The sequence below is a fragment of the Rossellomorea sp. ABR4_012 genome, assembly GCF_056159545.1.
In genome coordinates this window covers 389,799-404,087 of the sequence record NZ_JBSWVK010000004.1, presented here as the reverse complement: position 1 = coordinate 404,087, position 14,289 = coordinate 389,799, and the positions used below count along the sequence as shown (strand labels likewise).

The window sequence follows — 14,289 nt, the reverse complement described above, 5'->3', positions numbered from 1 at the left end:
ATGAGTTTTTTCAAAAAACTTAAAGATAAATTCACGGAATCCAGTGACAGCGTAACTGAAAAATTCAAAGATGGGTTGAGTAAAACCCGAAATAATTTCACTTCCAGAGTGAACGACCTGGTTGCTCGCTATCGTAAAGTGGATGAAGATTTCTTCGAAGAACTTGAAGAAATTCTAATCGGTGCAGATGTCGGTTTTGATACGGTGATGGAACTGATAGATGAATTGAAAATGGAAGTTAAACGACGCAACATCCAAGACACTGAAGAAATCCAGCCGGTTATATCTGAAAAGCTGGTTGAGATCTATCAGGGAGATAATGATGATGACAGTTCATTGAATATCAAGGAAGATGAGCTCACCATCATTCTGTTTGTGGGAGTAAACGGAGTGGGGAAAACCACTACTATTGGAAAAATGGCTCATATGTTCAAGGAAGAAGGAAAGAATGTCGTCCTTGCAGCAGGAGACACCTTCCGAGCCGGTGCGATCGAACAATTGGAAGTCTGGGGAGAGAGAGTCGGGGTACCGGTCATCAAGCAGGCTGCCGGCAGTGACCCTGCAGCGGTCATGTTTGATGCTGTTCAATCCGCTAAAGCTAAGAAAGCGGATATACTTATCTGTGATACAGCAGGACGTCTCCAAAACAAAGTAAACCTGATGAAAGAATTGGAGAAGGTAAAGCGTGTCATAGAAAGAGAGATTCCGGGAGCACCTCATGAAGTATTGCTTGTCCTTGATGCTACAACCGGTCAAAACGCCATGATACAAGCGAAGACATTCAAAGAAGCTACCAATGTATCAGGCATCGTCCTGACAAAGCTTGACGGAACAGCCAAGGGCGGAATCGTCCTTGCCATCCGAAACGAACTGAACGTTCCAGTCAAATACGTCGGCCTCGGTGAAAAAATGGACGACCTCCAGCCATTCGATGCAGAAAAATACGTTTACGGATTATTCTCCAACCTGGTGGACAAAGAAGAATAATGATATCCAGAGAAAAGCAGCAGTGAATATTGCTGCTTTTCTTTGTGTTTGCATTTTATATAAATTAGCAGGAATCATACATTTTCGAACCCCTTCCAGCGGTTGAATTGAGTGGAAGATGAAGACTCCCGCGGAAAGCGAAGTCTTACACGGAAATCATTAGCGGTGTTTGGAAGACTAAGTTAATCTAAAACAATTCAAAAATATAGGATGTAACCTTGACAAAAACGCTTAAAATCTGTATTCTTCATATGTAAAGGTTTTTCACTTAACAAGGAGGGATATCGTGTTAGAGAAAACAACCAGAATGAACTATCTCTACGACTTTTATCAATCTTTGTTAACTCCAAAGCAAAGTAGCTATATGTCCCTCTATTACCTGGACGATTTTTCTCTGGGTGAAATTGCTGAAGAGTACAATGTTTCCAGACAAGCAGTCTATGATAACATTAAACGTACAGAGGCAATGCTTGAGGAATACGAAGAAAAGCTTTTATTATTTAAGAAATTTCAAGAACGCAACGAGATTCTTGCTCAATTAAGAAAAAGTATAGAAGATTCAACAATCGATTCTTCTGTCTGCCTGAAACTCATTGATGATCTTGAAATATTGGATTAGGAGGCGGCATGAATGGCATTTGAAGGATTAGCCGACCGACTGCAAGGTACAATTCAGAAAATCCGCGGTAAAGGTAAGATTTCAGAAGCGGATGTTAAAGAAATGATGCGTGAAGTTCGTCTTGCTCTTCTAGAAGCAGACGTTAATTTTAAAGTGGTTAAACAATTCGTTAAGAAAGTAAGTGAACGTGCTGTCGGGCAGGAAGTCATGAAGAGCCTGACACCTGGACAGCAAGTCATCAAAGTGGTACAAGAAGAGCTTACTGAATTAATGGGCGGTGAACAAAGTCAGATTGCTGTGGCCAAACGACCTCCGACGGTCATTATGATGGTCGGATTACAGGGTGCCGGTAAAACGACGACCACTGGAAAACTTGCAAATCTGCTCCGGAAGAAACATAATCGAAAGCCTTTGCTTGTAGCGGCAGATATCTATCGACCTGCTGCCATCAAACAGCTGGAGACCGTCGGAAAGCAGCTAAGCTTACCAGTCTTCTCGTTAGGTGATCAAGTGAGCCCGGTTGAAATTGCCAAGCAGGCGATTGAAAAAGCAAAAGAAGAACATCACGATTATGTACTGATTGATACTGCAGGCCGGCTGCACATTGACGAAAACCTGATGGGAGAACTGAAAGAAATCAAGGAACTTTCAAATCCGGATGAGATTTTCCTCGTTGTCGATGCCATGACCGGTCAGGATGCTGTTAATGTTGCACAAAGTTTCAACGAAGCGCTTGGCATCAGTGGTGTTGTATTAACCAAACTTGATGGTGATACACGAGGCGGGGCAGCTTTATCTATCCGTTCTGTCACTGACAAACCGATCAAATTCGTCGGTATGGGTGAAAAGATGGATGCACTTGAACCTTTCCATCCTGAACGTATGGCTTCAAGGATTCTCGGGATGGGCGATGTCCTGTCTCTTATCGAGAAGGCGCAGGCCAATGTCGATGAAGAAAAAGCCAAAGAACTGGAACAAAAAATGCGCACCATGTCTTTCACATTTGACGATTTCCTGGAGCAATTGGGACAGGTGAGACAAATGGGTCCTCTCGACGAATTATTGAAAATGATGCCGGGAGCGAACAAAATGAAAGGCCTGGATAAGCTTCAGGTTGATGAAAAGCAAATTAGTCATGTCGAAGCGATCATTCAATCAATGACTAAAAATGAAAAGGTCCATCCTGAAACAATCAATGCAAGCCGCCGTAAACGGATTGCAAAAGGAAGCGGGACATCCATCCAGGAAGTGAACCGACTTCTGAAGCAATTTGAAGACATGAAAAAAATGATGAAGCAAATGAGCGGCATGCAGGGCAAAGGTAAGAAAAAAGGGATGAAATTCCCATTCATGTAGGCTATTCCGTTCGATTTTTTCAAAAAAAATTGAACTGTTAAGAAAAAACACTTTACAAACAAAATACACATTTGATATCATACTAACTTGTGTGAAACTATTCGGAGGTGCTTTAATAATGGCAGTAAAAATCAGATTAAAACGTATGGGAGCAAAAAAATCTCCTTTCTATCGTATCGTAGTAGCAGATTCTCGTTCACCACGTGATGGACGTCAAATCGAAACAGTTGGAACTTACAACCCGGTTGCTAAGCCGGCTGAAGTGAAAATTGATGAAGAGCTTGCTCTTAAATGGCTATCAAATGGTGCGAAACCATCTGACACAGTTCGTAACTTATTCTCAAAACAAGGCATTATGGAAAAATTCCACAATGCTAAAAACAGCAAGTAATCGATCAGATCGATGAAAGATCTTATTCTAACGATTGTGAAACCTTTGGTCGATCATCCTGAAGATGTTTATATCGATATCGAAGAAGGATCGAATGGGATAACCTATAAGTTGTCTGTTCATCCTGAGGACATGGGAAAGGTGATCGGGAAACAAGGGAGAGTAGCTAAATCGATTCGAACTGTGGTATACGCTGCAGCAGGATCTTCACAACAGAAGAAAATCTTTTTAGAGATTGTTGAATAAGAGCGGTTAATAATCGCATTCAATTTTCTCTTGGAGAGCAGGGGACTGACCCAAAAAGGTTCATACAGCCTTATCAAAGTCAGTCCCCTTTTTCATATCTTGAACCCTGTGTAACATTACATTTCCCTAAGAAAACACCCTTTATAAAGTCATCTCTGGGGTGAAATAAGGAGGGGACGAAACGTTGAATATTATACATACAATCACTGTAAAGCAAGTGCTGACTAAGAGTACCAAAGAAGTCCTGTTGAAACGATATGAGAATCAAAAGATTCAATTGAAGCGTGAGCATGAACAGCTGCAATTCGAATGGAAAAAGATTGAACGCGCAAAGAAATACCCTTCTCATAAACTGAGCCGGCATTTTCAAAAGGAAATGGATGAGAAACTTGAGAAGATCAAGCTGTTGAATTTTCAGCTGGAGCAGCTGGAGATTCTGCCGATCGGCAGTGAATTGAAAGAGAAGGAAGTTCAAGGTATGATAGATATTCAAGTTGGTGACAATTGGGATGAAGAGGCATTGTCAAAAACAATCATAATAGAAGACGGAATCGTAAAAGAAATTCGGTGACAATAAGAGGTGGTAACATGGAAAAATGGTTTAATGTAGGTAAAATCGTAAATACGCATGGAGTCAAAGGGGAAGTGAAGGTTGTATCAAGTACAGACTTTCCTGAAGAGCGTTATCAGAAAGGGAATGCACTTCACCTTTTTCTGCCAAAAAAGAAAGAACCTATTTCATTGATCATTGAATCTCACAGAACACATAAGAATTTTGACCTCTTAACATTTGAGGGATATCACGATATCAATCAGGTGGAGAAATTCAAAGAAGGAATTCTTAAGGTTCAGGAAGATCAATTGCAGGAACTTGAAGAAGGCGAATATTACTATCACGAAATCGTTGGCTGCAAGGTCGTAACCGGCCAGGGTGAAGAGATAGGTATGGTGAAAGAAATTCTGAGTCCTGGAGCGAACGATGTTTGGGTCGTCAGGGGAGACAAAGGCAAAGAGCATTTGATCCCTTATATTGAGGATGTCGTAAAGGAAATCGATATAGAAAAAGGTTTGATTACAATTGAGCCGTTGGAAGGGCTGCTTACATGATGAAGATCGATGTATTGTCTTTGTTCCCTTCTATGTTTCATGGGGTTTTTGGAGAGTCAATCTTAAAGAAAGCATATGAAAAGCAGGCTGTTACTTATAATGTAGTTAATTTCCGCGAGTATGCTGACAACAAACATGGTCAAGTGGATGATTATCCTTACGGCGGCGGAGCGGGTATGGTCCTCAAACCTCAGCCGATCTTTGATGCTGTAGAAAGTCTTACTAATGAGAATGAAGCAAAGCCCCGTGTCATCTTGATGTGTCCACAGGGAGAACGTTATACCCAAGCCAAGGCTGAGGAGTTAGCGAAGGAAGAACACTTGATTTTCGTCTGCGGTCATTATGAAGGGTATGATGAGAGGATCAGGGAACATGTGGTGACAGATGAAATTTCAATCGGGGACTACGTATTGACAGGCGGCGAACTTGGAGCGATGGTCGTCATCGACAGTGTTGTAAGGCTCCTTCCGGGCGTCCTTGGTAATGAAGATTCACCGATACTGGATTCGTTTTCTTCCGGACTACTTGAACATCCACATTACACTCGTCCAGCTGACTTCAGAGGGATGAAAGTGCCAGCTGAACTTATCTCAGGCAACCATCGTTTAATAGAGGAATGGAGAGAGAAAGAAAGCTTTAGAAGAACGTTCGAAAGAAGGCCGGATTTACTCGAAAACGTCGATTTATCCCATAAACAGAAACAATGGATAGAGGAATGGGGAAAATCCAGATAATCTATTGCATCCTGACATTCAGTATGTTAATATATTCTTTGTGGCTTGAGGAGATATCCTTATTACCACTGATCCCGATGTTCCGCTGCAATCTATCGCTTTTGTAAGAACATCTGTTGGAAGGAGTTGAAAAAGATGCACAAATTAATCGAAGATATTACTAAAGAACAGCTTCGCTCTGATCTACCATCTTTCCGTCCTGGTGATACTGTACGTGTACACGTTAACATCGTTGAGGGTACTCGTGAACGTATTCAGGTATACGAAGGTGTAGTAATCAAACGCCGTGGAGGCGGAATCAGCGAAACATTCACTGTTCGTAAAATTTCTTACGGTGTAGGTGTTGAGCGTACTTTCCCAGTACACACACCTAAAATCGCTAAATTAGAAGTAGTACGTCGCGGTAAAGTACGTCGTGCGAAACTTTACTACCTGCGTAACCTTCGCGGTAAAGCGGCTCGTATTAAAGAAATTCGATAATCAAGAACGTTTGAAAAGGAGCTTGGAGACAAGCTCCTTTTCTTCTTGTTTAATTTGTACTTAATGTATGTTCGCCGCTGATTGCCGGCCCTGAATCACCCTGTTCATAATAATGAAGGAATCAGTAAATCCCTTAGGTAAGATCGGCTTGCGAAAACATTATTAAAGAGAGCGGACTCCCCACAATTACTATGGTAAAGAGGTTGGGGCTATTGGAGTAATTCCACCTTTTTTTAATGAGAAAAAAAGGGTTTTCTAGTAGAATAGAAAAAGATAGGAAATTACATAGGGTGGTGGATGTGTTGGCGAAAGAGAAAAACGAATGGTGGGAGTGGATGAAAGCCCTGCTGATCGCGGTGGGTCTGGCGGCTATTATTAGATATTTTTTATTTGCACCGATCGTGGTTGACGGCTTATCTATGACACCAACTTTAGAAAATGGCGATCGTATGATCGTTAATAAGCTTGGCAATCCGGACCGATTCGATATCGTTGTATTTCATGCTCCAGAGCAAAAAGATTATATAAAACGTGTGATAGGCCTGCCTGGAGATAAGATAGAATATAAGAATGATACATTATACGTAAACGGAAAGGCATTTGAAGAGCCGTATTTACAAGAGTATAAAGATCAAGTGAGTGAAGGTCCTTTAACAGAAGATTTCACCTTGAAAGATATCATAGACAGAGAAACCGTACCGGAAGGCGAAATTTTTGTAATGGGTGACAACCGGCGATTCAGTAAGGACAGCCGTCATATCGGAACGGTTCCTTTTGAAGAAGTAATCGGTGATACCAAATTCATTTATTGGCCTGTTAAAGATATGGGTCTAGTGGAATAATAGTAAGAAGCTCTTTTCAAAAAAACTGTTGACTTTCGTACATACCCAGTATACTGATTGTCGCATGTCCACGTGCTCTTTTCGGAATCAAGCCTAGAACGGATATGGACATCAAACCCGAAGATACCTTGTGTATACAACAACAATGTTTGCGAAAAGAGCCTAGAAAAAAGCAGTTTGGAGGTGGTCATATGACGATACAGTGGTTTCCGGGACATATGGCTAAAGCCCGCAGGCAGGTAACAGAAAAATTAAAGCTCGTTGATATTGTCATTGAACTGGTGGATGCCCGTATTCCGGTATCCTCGAGAAATCCCATGATTGAAGAAATCATCGGACAGAAGCCCCGGCTAGTCCTGCTTAACAAAGCAGATATGGCAGATCCGGTGAAAACCGATCAGTGGATCTCTTATTTTGAAGAGCAGGGTATCACAGCACTTGCTGTCAATGCTCAGGGTGGAAAAGGGCTCCACACAATTGTTCAATCAGCAAAAGAAATCCTTAAAGAGAAATTTGACCGGATGAAATCCCGTGGAATGAGACCCCGTGCCATAAGAGCGATGATTGTGGGGATACCCAATGTTGGGAAATCTACATTAATCAATCGACTTGCAAAAAAGAATATTGCCAAGACTGGAAATACACCAGGTGTAACGAAAGCCCAGCAATGGATCAAAGTGGGCAAGGAACTTGAACTTCTTGATACCCCTGGGATCCTTTGGCCCAAATTCGAAGATGAACAAGTCGGCTATAAACTTGCTCTTACCGGAGCGATAAAAGATACCATCTTGAACCTACAGGATATCGCTTTATACGGATTGAAGTTTCTCGAGGCACATTATCCTGAACGGTTAAAGGAACGCTACAGCCTTGATGAGATTCCCGAAGAAATCCTTGCTAAATTCGATGCAGTCGGTAAGAAGCGGGGATGCTTGATGGGTGGAGGCCAAGTCGATTACGATAAGACTTCAGAAGTGATCATACGTGATATCAGGAGTGTCCAGCTTGGGCCGATGACTTTTGATATGATCGAAGAGATGGAAAGCGAAGAGGAATAATATAATGATTGAGGCACTTTAAAGAGGTAAACGCCCTTTATGGATGCCTCTTTATTTTTATGAGAATGATCCGATATATAGAAAAGGAGAACAATTCATTGGAACTGAAAAACATGACGATCAAGGAAGTCAAGTCGCTTGTAGAAAAGATGTCAAAAGATGATCCCCTTTTGGAACAATTACATAAAGACAAGAGAAAAGGTGTACAAAAAATCATAGAGAACTATAACCGGAATCAGCAAAGGCTCGAAAAAGAGAAGGAAGACTTCGCGAACCTGACTGTCTATGAAAAGAAAGTATACGGGGAAGGTTTTACACTGATTGCAGGAATAGACGAAGTCGGGAGGGGACCATTGGCAGGACCGGTCGTAGCTGCCGCGGTCATATTACCTCAAGACTTTTACCTGGCAGGCCTGAATGACAGTAAGAAGCTCTCTGAATCAAAACGAAATGCATATTTTGATGTGATCCGTGAAAAAGCTCATTCCATAGGAATCGGGATGATTGAAGCAGAAGAAATCGATTCGATAAATATTTATGAAGCGACAAAGAAAGCAATGCTCCATGCCATTGCAAATCTAGACTGCCACCCGGATTATCTGTTGATCGATGCAATGAAGCTTCAAGCTCCATATCCGCAGGAATCAATCATAAAAGGAGATTCAAAAAGTATTTCCATTGCTGCAGCTTCAATCATTGCCAAAGTGACACGTGATAAACTGATGAAAGAATATGCTGTAAAATACCCTGGATATGGATTTGATCAAAACGCCGGTTACGGGACCAAAGAGCATTTAGACGGGTTAAGAGAAAAAGGGGTAACACCGATACACAGAAGGAGTTTCGCTCCGGTAAAAGACTGTGACCTGATATGATAGGGGAGTAATAAGAGATGAATGACATTCAAGGAGCATACAATTCACAAGCCTCATCCCATTTGAAAAGCAAACCGTACTCCCTGCAGAACGGAAGGGTGCTTCATGTTACTATCCATAAGCTCATTGGAGATGGTATGGCTGAGGTATCCTCCGCAGGTCAAAAGTTCATTGCAAAGCTTGATGTGCCTTTGGAGACAGGCAGACACTATTTGGTGAGGGTAAACCAGAAGGAAGACATGTTAAGTCTCAGTCTCATTCAAAAAATTTCCGGAGAAAAAAATAGCAAAAATGTGGCGCAGGCTTTGATCAACCAGTTACATAGTCAGCCTGCCGACAAGGTACTGCTCAATGTCGTGAGAGAATTGATCGACAATAAAATCCCTGTCACCCGAGAGCTTATTCAATTTGCCTCAGAACAGATTAATAGCGGGAACCTAAAAACACGCCTTCCGGTTTTGATTGACATGCTGAAAGCTCATCTGCCTTTGTCAGAGAAGGTGCTGTTATCTTTGGAAGCAGGGAAGGGACAGGATACATTCAGCGGATTGCTAAACAGCCTTAAAGACCGTTTATCAGCATCCGGATCCGATCTTGATACGCTGAATCTCATTAAAAAGGTTCAAGACCCTCTTCACTTCCATACGACAAAGCAGTTGGGGCTAAAAGCGGTAGAAAATGCCATGAATCAGTCAGAACCCTTTTCAAAACGACTGGGGAATTTTGAACTGTTGAAGTCTTTGGGCATCCTTCCAAAAGATCTTACCTTTCAAGGGTTGACTGAAGGGTTGAAGAGTTCGTTTTCCAGTGCGCTGGCTGAAAACAATATCACAATCAAGCAACTCCTTACTTTAATGGGCAATTTAAAAGAAATAATGGTCCCTCAGGGTTCCAAAGGCTTACAGGAAATGGATCAAATCATTTTTAATTTAGCTGCTGAAGGTAGCAAAGGAGGGACTGCAAATAAAAAAAATATTGATCAAGTCGTGAAATTCATCTTTGACCATTCATCAGAAGTAAAGCAGGGGGCCTTCTCGAGAATAGGGGGGAGTTTGATCGACCTGATGGGTGAAAACAGAAAGCAGCAGCTCGAAAGGAACTACTCCACCCTCCTTTCCAAATGGGATTCCAGACTTCCGCTTTCAAATGAAGGGAAAATTTTCAACTTGTTAAGTGCTGGTATAGATGCAGAGCTGATGTCCAATCTGAGAGGCGAAGACTTGGGACTGGCCTTGAAAAAAATGATGTGCACTTTCGGCTTCAACTTAGAATCCCAGCTTCACAGCCAGCCGCAAAACACTGCTGCTTCCACAACACTGAAAGAGAAGCTGACACAGTTATTGCTTCACCACCCTATGACGGAAATAAGGGATCTTGCAGAAAAGCTTGTAATGAAAATGAACCACCCAGCTCTAATATCATGGGAGCAATCCTCCATTATGAATATCGTCCAGCAATTCCCGCTGTATTTATTCGGACGTCATTCAGACATAACGGTGCAGTGGATGGGAAAAGAAAAAGAAAAGGGGAAAATCGACAGTGATCACTGCAGAATCTTGTTTTATCTCCAATTGGACAGCCTTAAAGAAACGCTTGTGGATATGCATGTGCAAAACAGGGTCATTTCGCTATCAATCTGGAACGAACAAGAATCAGTGAATGAATATTCCCAATTATTCATTCCAGCCCTTAAAGAATCACTCCAAAGGATGAATTACCAGCTCTCTTCAGTGAAAGTGAAAAAACCGGATAATCAAAACGACTTGACACGGATGCAGGAGATGCAGAATCTCTCTTATACAGGAGTGGATTTGAAAATATGACATCACATCCAAGAAAAGAAGCAATCGCCCTTGGCTACGATCAGTCCGGGGAATCAGCACCCAGAGTTCTGGCTAAAGGAAAAGGAATCATTGCTGAAAATATCATTTCTAAAGCGAATGAACACGGGGTTGCAATTCAGGAGGATAAAAGTCTTTTATCACTGCTTGGCAAGCTCGATATCGGGGAGTCCATTCCGGAAGAGCTGTATGGGGCTGTAGCGGAAGTTTTTGCCTTTGTATACAGACTGGATAAGGAGATGGAAAAAAGTAAGCGACGATAAGTTGAAGAAGTTTGAATATAGGTAAAAATAATTTTATAAGAATAATAAATTGCAGTTGAAAAAGAGTTGTTAACCGGCTAAATATTGTGAAATAGTGTGTGGACTGTTCAGAATTTTTAAATTAATATAATATTTTTAGCATAATGGTAGACAGATAAACTGTCATTTTATACAATGAAAGCGCAGTCTATTTTTTGAAGAGTTTGATAGGAGGATGGAAAATGAATATCCATGAATATCAAGGTAAAGAAATCCTCAGAAATAACGGGGTGTCCGTACCAAATGGTAAAGTGGCTTTCACAGCTGACGAAGCTGTAGAAGCGGCGAAGACGCTGGATTCAAGCGTTTATGTAGTAAAAGCACAAATTCACGCAGGCGGCCGCGGTAAAGCGGGCGGTGTCAAGATCGCTAAGAGCATTGACGAGGTGCGTACATATGCAGAAGAGTTACTGGGGAAGACACTGGTAACGCATCAAACTGGTCCGGAAGGTAAGGAAGTAAAGCGCTTACTTATCGAAGAGGGCTGTGATATCAAGAAAGAATACTATGTTGGACTAGTATTGGATCGTGCAACTTCCCAGGTTGTCCTGATGGCTTCTGAAGAAGGCGGAACTGAAATTGAAGAAGTGGCGGAAGCGACTCCAGAAAAAATCTTTAAAGAGTACATTGATCCAGTGGTAGGCCTTACTGGATTCCAGGCACGCCGTATCGCATTCAATATCAATATCCCGAAAGAGCTTGTGAATAAAGCGGCAAAGTTCATGCTGGGACTTTACAACGTGTATATCCAAAAGGATGCTTCAATCGTTGAAATCAATCCTTTGGTTGTGACGGGTGATGGAGACGTAATGGCTTTGGATGCGAAGTTCAACTTCGATTCAAACGCATTATACCGTCAAAAGAATGTTATGGAATTACGTGACCTTGAAGAAGAAGATGCAAAAGAAATCGAAGCTTCTAAGTACGATTTAAGCTATATCTCATTAGACGGCAACATCGGCTGCATGGTCAATGGTGCTGGACTTGCAATGGCGACGATGGATATCGTCAAACATTACGGCGGAGATCCGGCTAACTTCCTTGATGTAGGGGGCGGTGCTACTGCTGAGAAAGTAACGGAAGCATTCAAGATCATCCTTTCAGATGAAAATGTGAAAGGGATCTTTGTCAATATCTTTGGCGGAATCATGAAATGTGACGTCATCGCAACAGGTGTGGTAGAAGCAGCTAAGCAAATCGGTCTTGAAGTGCCATTGGTTGTACGTCTTGAAGGTACGAATGTGGACCTTGGTAAAGAAATCCTGAATCAGTCCGGATTGAATATTATTGCAGCTGAATCAATGGCAGACGGCGCACAAAAAATCGTTGAGCAAGTAGGCTAAGAAAGGCGGGGGACAAATGAGCGTATTTATTAATAAGGATACAAAGGTTGTTGTGCAAGGGATCACTGGATCAACAGCTCTTTTCCATACAAAGCAAATGCTTGAATACGGCACACAAATCGTGGCAGGTGTTACACCTGGTAAAGGTGGAACTGAGGTTGAAGGCGTTCCTGTCTTCAATACGGTAGAAGAAGCTAAGAAAGCTACTGGAGTCAACGCTTCAGTCATTTATGTTCCAGCTCCATTTGCAGCGGATGCAATCCTGGAAGCGGTTGATGCTGAACTTGATCTAGCTATTTGTATCACAGAGCATATCCCGGTACTCGATATGGTCAAAGTGAAACGTTATATGGAAGGCAAGAAAACTCGTTTAGTAGGACCGAACTGTCCTGGAGTCATCACGCCTGAAGAATGTAAGATCGGTATCATGCCGGGTTACATTCATACGAAAGGTCATGTTGGCGTTGTATCCCGTTCCGGGACATTGACATATGAAGCAGTGCATCAGCTTTCCCAAGCTGGAATCGGTCAGTCAACTGCTGTAGGTATCGGTGGAGACCCTGTAAATGGTACGGACTTCATTGATGTACTAAAAGCGTTCAATGAAGACGAAGATACGTATGCAGTCATCATGATCGGTGAAATTGGAGGCACGGCTGAGGAAGAAGCAGCTGAATGGGTTAAAGCGAACATGACAAAACCTGTTGTCGGCTTCATCGGAGGACGCACTGCACCTCCAGGAAAACGCATGGGACATGCCGGTGCAATCATTTCAGGAGGTAAAGGAACGGCTGATGAGAAGATCCGCGTTATGAATGAATGCGGAATTCAAGTAGCCCCAACTCCTTCTGATATGGGAGAAACATTAATTAAGGTTCTAAAAGAAGAAGGAATCTTCGATAAATGTAAAACACATTAATCAATGAGATGTAAGAGGCTGGGCATATCGCTTTCAGCCTCTTTACATATGTTCCCTATTAAACTATCTACAGGAGGCTCGAATGAAGGAAATAACCCGCCTGCTTTTTCAGATGCAGCATTGCAGAGGTCTTGGGCTCAAAGGGACTAAGCTGCTATTATCCCGGTTGTCAAACCCCTCGGTGATCTATGATTTATCTCCAGCTTCGATACAGCAAATATCGCAATCCACAGCAAGAAATGCTGAAATGTTCCACAACGACCTCCATACGATACCATTCCATGTGTATGAAGAACGTTATCGCAGGAATGACATTCATTGGTTATCATTATATGATGAAGAGTACCCAGAACTTCTTAAAAACGTGTATGATCCCCCATTTATCATTTTTCTGAAAGGAAAAAAAGAGCTCATTCAGTCTCCTAGAAAGCTGGCAGTTGTCGGGTCTAGGAAAGCTACCTCTTATACTGAAGATAATCTCTGTAACATGATGCCCGGGCTGGCGGATAAGGAGATTGTTATTGTCAGCGGGCTTGCTCGAGGAGCAGATACGATGGCGCACAAAATGGCTATCCGCTGCAATGGGCATACCATTGGTGTAATAGCGGGTGGATTTCAGCATATCTATCCTCCTGAAAATATTCAGCTTGCCGAATATATGATGAAGCATCAGCTGCTCATATCTGAATATCCCCCCCAAACAAAACCTCAAAAATGGCAATTCCCTTTCAGAAACAGGATCATAAGCGGTTTATCATCTGCAATATTTGTCACAGAAGCGCAGAAACAGAGCGGTACATTTATTACGGCGGACTATGCGTTGAATGAAGGAAGGGAAATCCTTTGTATTCCAGGAGCTGTCCATCATAAACTTTCTGAAGGAACTAATATCTTGATAAAAGAAGGGGCTAAAATGGTATTATCTATAGAAGATATTTTTTCTGAGCTCCATGTATAAAGTTCCAGAAAATTATATAAAATCATGTAATAAAGCAGCTTTTTTCCCATCAAATAGAGATTTTATAGCAGTATTTTATACAAAAAGGTTGCAATTCTTTGTAAACTGTTATACATTTTGCAACAGGTATCGAAAACAATAGAAGAGAAATTAACAAGATAAATGGGGTAAAAGCTCCGCACTGAATGAAATAAATTTATACTGTATAGAATGATGTGAAACCGTTTACCA

Annotated in this window: 17 protein-coding genes; all 17 read left to right on the top strand. The window is 41.9% G+C overall.

Annotated elements, in window-relative coordinates:
- The 17 genes from ftsY (at window position 1) to dprA (ending at window position 14,058) form a co-directional block, all read left to right on the top strand.
- Complete coding sequence (ftsY, locus tag ACXAFV_RS18035) at window positions 1-987, top strand: signal recognition particle-docking protein FtsY (protein ID WP_475128484.1); 987 nt, start codon at window positions 1-3, stop codon at window positions 985-987.
- Window positions 988-1,270: 283 nt separating this feature from the next.
- Window positions 1,271-1,606: a putative DNA-binding protein gene (locus ACXAFV_RS18030; RefSeq protein WP_475128527.1), complete on the top strand. Its 336-nt coding sequence runs from the start codon at window positions 1,271-1,273 to the stop codon at window positions 1,604-1,606.
- Window positions 1,607-1,618: 12 nt separating this feature from the next.
- Complete coding sequence (gene ffh / locus ACXAFV_RS18025) at window positions 1,619-2,962, top strand: signal recognition particle protein (protein ID WP_475128483.1); 1,344 nt, start codon at window positions 1,619-1,621, stop codon at window positions 2,960-2,962.
- Window positions 2,963-3,080: 118 nt separating this feature from the next.
- A complete protein-coding gene (gene rpsP / locus ACXAFV_RS18020) occupies window positions 3,081-3,353 on the top strand; it encodes a 30S ribosomal protein S16 (RefSeq protein ID WP_032088859.1) in 273 nt (90 codons plus the stop codon).
- Between the two features lie 12 nt (window positions 3,354-3,365).
- Window positions 3,366-3,599, top strand: coding sequence for a KH domain-containing protein (locus tag ACXAFV_RS18015; protein WP_475128481.1), 234 nt, complete (start codon window positions 3,366-3,368; stop codon window positions 3,597-3,599).
- Between the two features lie 184 nt (window positions 3,600-3,783).
- Entirely contained in the window at window positions 3,784-4,170 is a 387-nt protein-coding gene (locus ACXAFV_RS18010) for a YlqD family protein (protein WP_475128480.1), read from the top strand.
- A gap of 17 nt (window positions 4,171-4,187) precedes the next feature.
- Window positions 4,188-4,706 (top strand): ribosome maturation factor RimM, encoded by a 519-nt coding sequence (gene rimM / locus ACXAFV_RS18005; RefSeq protein ID WP_475128478.1) that lies wholly within the window; start codon window positions 4,188-4,190, stop codon window positions 4,704-4,706.
- On the top strand, window positions 4,706-5,440 hold the full coding sequence (gene trmD, locus ACXAFV_RS18000) for a tRNA (guanosine(37)-N1)-methyltransferase TrmD (protein ID WP_475128525.1): 735 nt from the start codon (window positions 4,706-4,708) through the stop codon (window positions 5,438-5,440). Before rimM ends, trmD begins: the two co-directional genes overlap by 1 nt.
- A gap of 135 nt (window positions 5,441-5,575) precedes the next feature.
- Window positions 5,576-5,920, top strand: coding sequence for a 50S ribosomal protein L19 (gene rplS / locus ACXAFV_RS17995; protein WP_175988950.1), 345 nt, complete (start codon window positions 5,576-5,578; stop codon window positions 5,918-5,920).
- Window positions 5,921-6,222: 302 nt separating this feature from the next.
- Window positions 6,223-6,762, top strand: coding sequence for a signal peptidase I (lepB, locus tag ACXAFV_RS17990; protein ID WP_475128477.1), 540 nt, complete (start codon window positions 6,223-6,225; stop codon window positions 6,760-6,762).
- Between the two features lie 191 nt (window positions 6,763-6,953).
- On the top strand, window positions 6,954-7,820 hold the full coding sequence (gene ylqF / locus ACXAFV_RS17985; protein WP_475128475.1) for a ribosome biogenesis GTPase YlqF: 867 nt from the start codon (window positions 6,954-6,956) through the stop codon (window positions 7,818-7,820).
- 104 nt (window positions 7,821-7,924) lie between these two features.
- A complete protein-coding gene (locus tag ACXAFV_RS17980) occupies window positions 7,925-8,695 on the top strand; it encodes a ribonuclease HII (RefSeq protein WP_475128523.1) in 771 nt (256 codons plus the stop codon).
- 17 nt (window positions 8,696-8,712) lie between these two features.
- The gene (locus tag ACXAFV_RS17975; protein ID WP_475128473.1) at window positions 8,713-10,518 is read left to right on the top strand and encodes a hypothetical protein; all 1,806 of its coding nucleotides are present in this window, start codon (window positions 8,713-8,715) and stop codon (window positions 10,516-10,518) included.
- Window positions 10,515-10,799 (top strand): EscU/YscU/HrcU family type III secretion system export apparatus switch protein, encoded by a 285-nt coding sequence (locus tag ACXAFV_RS17970; RefSeq protein ID WP_475128472.1) that lies wholly within the window; start codon window positions 10,515-10,517, stop codon window positions 10,797-10,799. The genes ACXAFV_RS17975 and ACXAFV_RS17970 overlap by 4 nt, the downstream gene beginning before the upstream one ends.
- 221 nt (window positions 10,800-11,020) lie before the next feature.
- Window positions 11,021-12,181, top strand: coding sequence for an ADP-forming succinate--CoA ligase subunit beta (gene sucC / locus ACXAFV_RS17965; RefSeq protein ID WP_475128471.1), 1,161 nt, complete (start codon window positions 11,021-11,023; stop codon window positions 12,179-12,181).
- Window positions 12,182-12,197: 16 nt separating this feature from the next.
- Window positions 12,198-13,100, top strand: coding sequence for a succinate--CoA ligase subunit alpha (gene sucD, locus ACXAFV_RS17960; protein ID WP_475128469.1), 903 nt, complete (start codon window positions 12,198-12,200; stop codon window positions 13,098-13,100).
- 82 nt (window positions 13,101-13,182) lie between these two features.
- Window positions 13,183-14,058, top strand: a complete 876-nt coding sequence (gene dprA, locus ACXAFV_RS17955) for a DNA-processing protein DprA (protein ID WP_475128468.1) — start codon at window positions 13,183-13,185, stop codon at window positions 14,056-14,058.
- The last annotated feature ends 231 nt before the right edge of the window (window positions 14,059-14,289 follow it).

What these genes read in the sequence shown, in the direction of transcription:
- ftsY (WP_475128484.1), top strand. Translation starts at nt 1, where the DNA reads ATGAGTTTTTTCAAAAAACTTAAAGATAAATTCACGGAATCCAGTGAC.
- ffh (WP_475128483.1), top strand. Translation starts at nt 1,619, where the DNA reads ATGGCATTTGAAGGATTAGCCGACCGACTGCAAGGTACAATTCAGAAA.
- rpsP (WP_032088859.1), top strand. Translation starts at nt 3,081, where the DNA reads ATGGCAGTAAAAATCAGATTAAAACGTATGGGAGCAAAAAAATCTCCT.
- ACXAFV_RS18015 (WP_475128481.1), top strand. Translation starts at nt 3,366, where the DNA reads ATGAAAGATCTTATTCTAACGATTGTGAAACCTTTGGTCGATCATCCT.
- rimM (WP_475128478.1), top strand. Translation starts at nt 4,188, where the DNA reads ATGGAAAAATGGTTTAATGTAGGTAAAATCGTAAATACGCATGGAGTC.
- trmD (WP_475128525.1), top strand. Translation starts at nt 4,706, where the DNA reads ATGAAGATCGATGTATTGTCTTTGTTCCCTTCTATGTTTCATGGGGTT.
- rplS (WP_175988950.1), top strand. Translation starts at nt 5,576, where the DNA reads ATGCACAAATTAATCGAAGATATTACTAAAGAACAGCTTCGCTCTGAT.
- ylqF (WP_475128475.1), top strand. Translation starts at nt 6,954, where the DNA reads ATGACGATACAGTGGTTTCCGGGACATATGGCTAAAGCCCGCAGGCAG.
- ACXAFV_RS17975 (WP_475128473.1), top strand. Translation starts at nt 8,713, where the DNA reads ATGAATGACATTCAAGGAGCATACAATTCACAAGCCTCATCCCATTTG.
- ACXAFV_RS17970 (WP_475128472.1), top strand. Translation starts at nt 10,515, where the DNA reads ATGACATCACATCCAAGAAAAGAAGCAATCGCCCTTGGCTACGATCAG.
- sucC (WP_475128471.1), top strand. Translation starts at nt 11,021, where the DNA reads ATGAATATCCATGAATATCAAGGTAAAGAAATCCTCAGAAATAACGGG.
- sucD (WP_475128469.1), top strand. Translation starts at nt 12,198, where the DNA reads ATGAGCGTATTTATTAATAAGGATACAAAGGTTGTTGTGCAAGGGATC.
- dprA (WP_475128468.1), top strand. Translation starts at nt 13,183, where the DNA reads ATGAAGGAAATAACCCGCCTGCTTTTTCAGATGCAGCATTGCAGAGGT.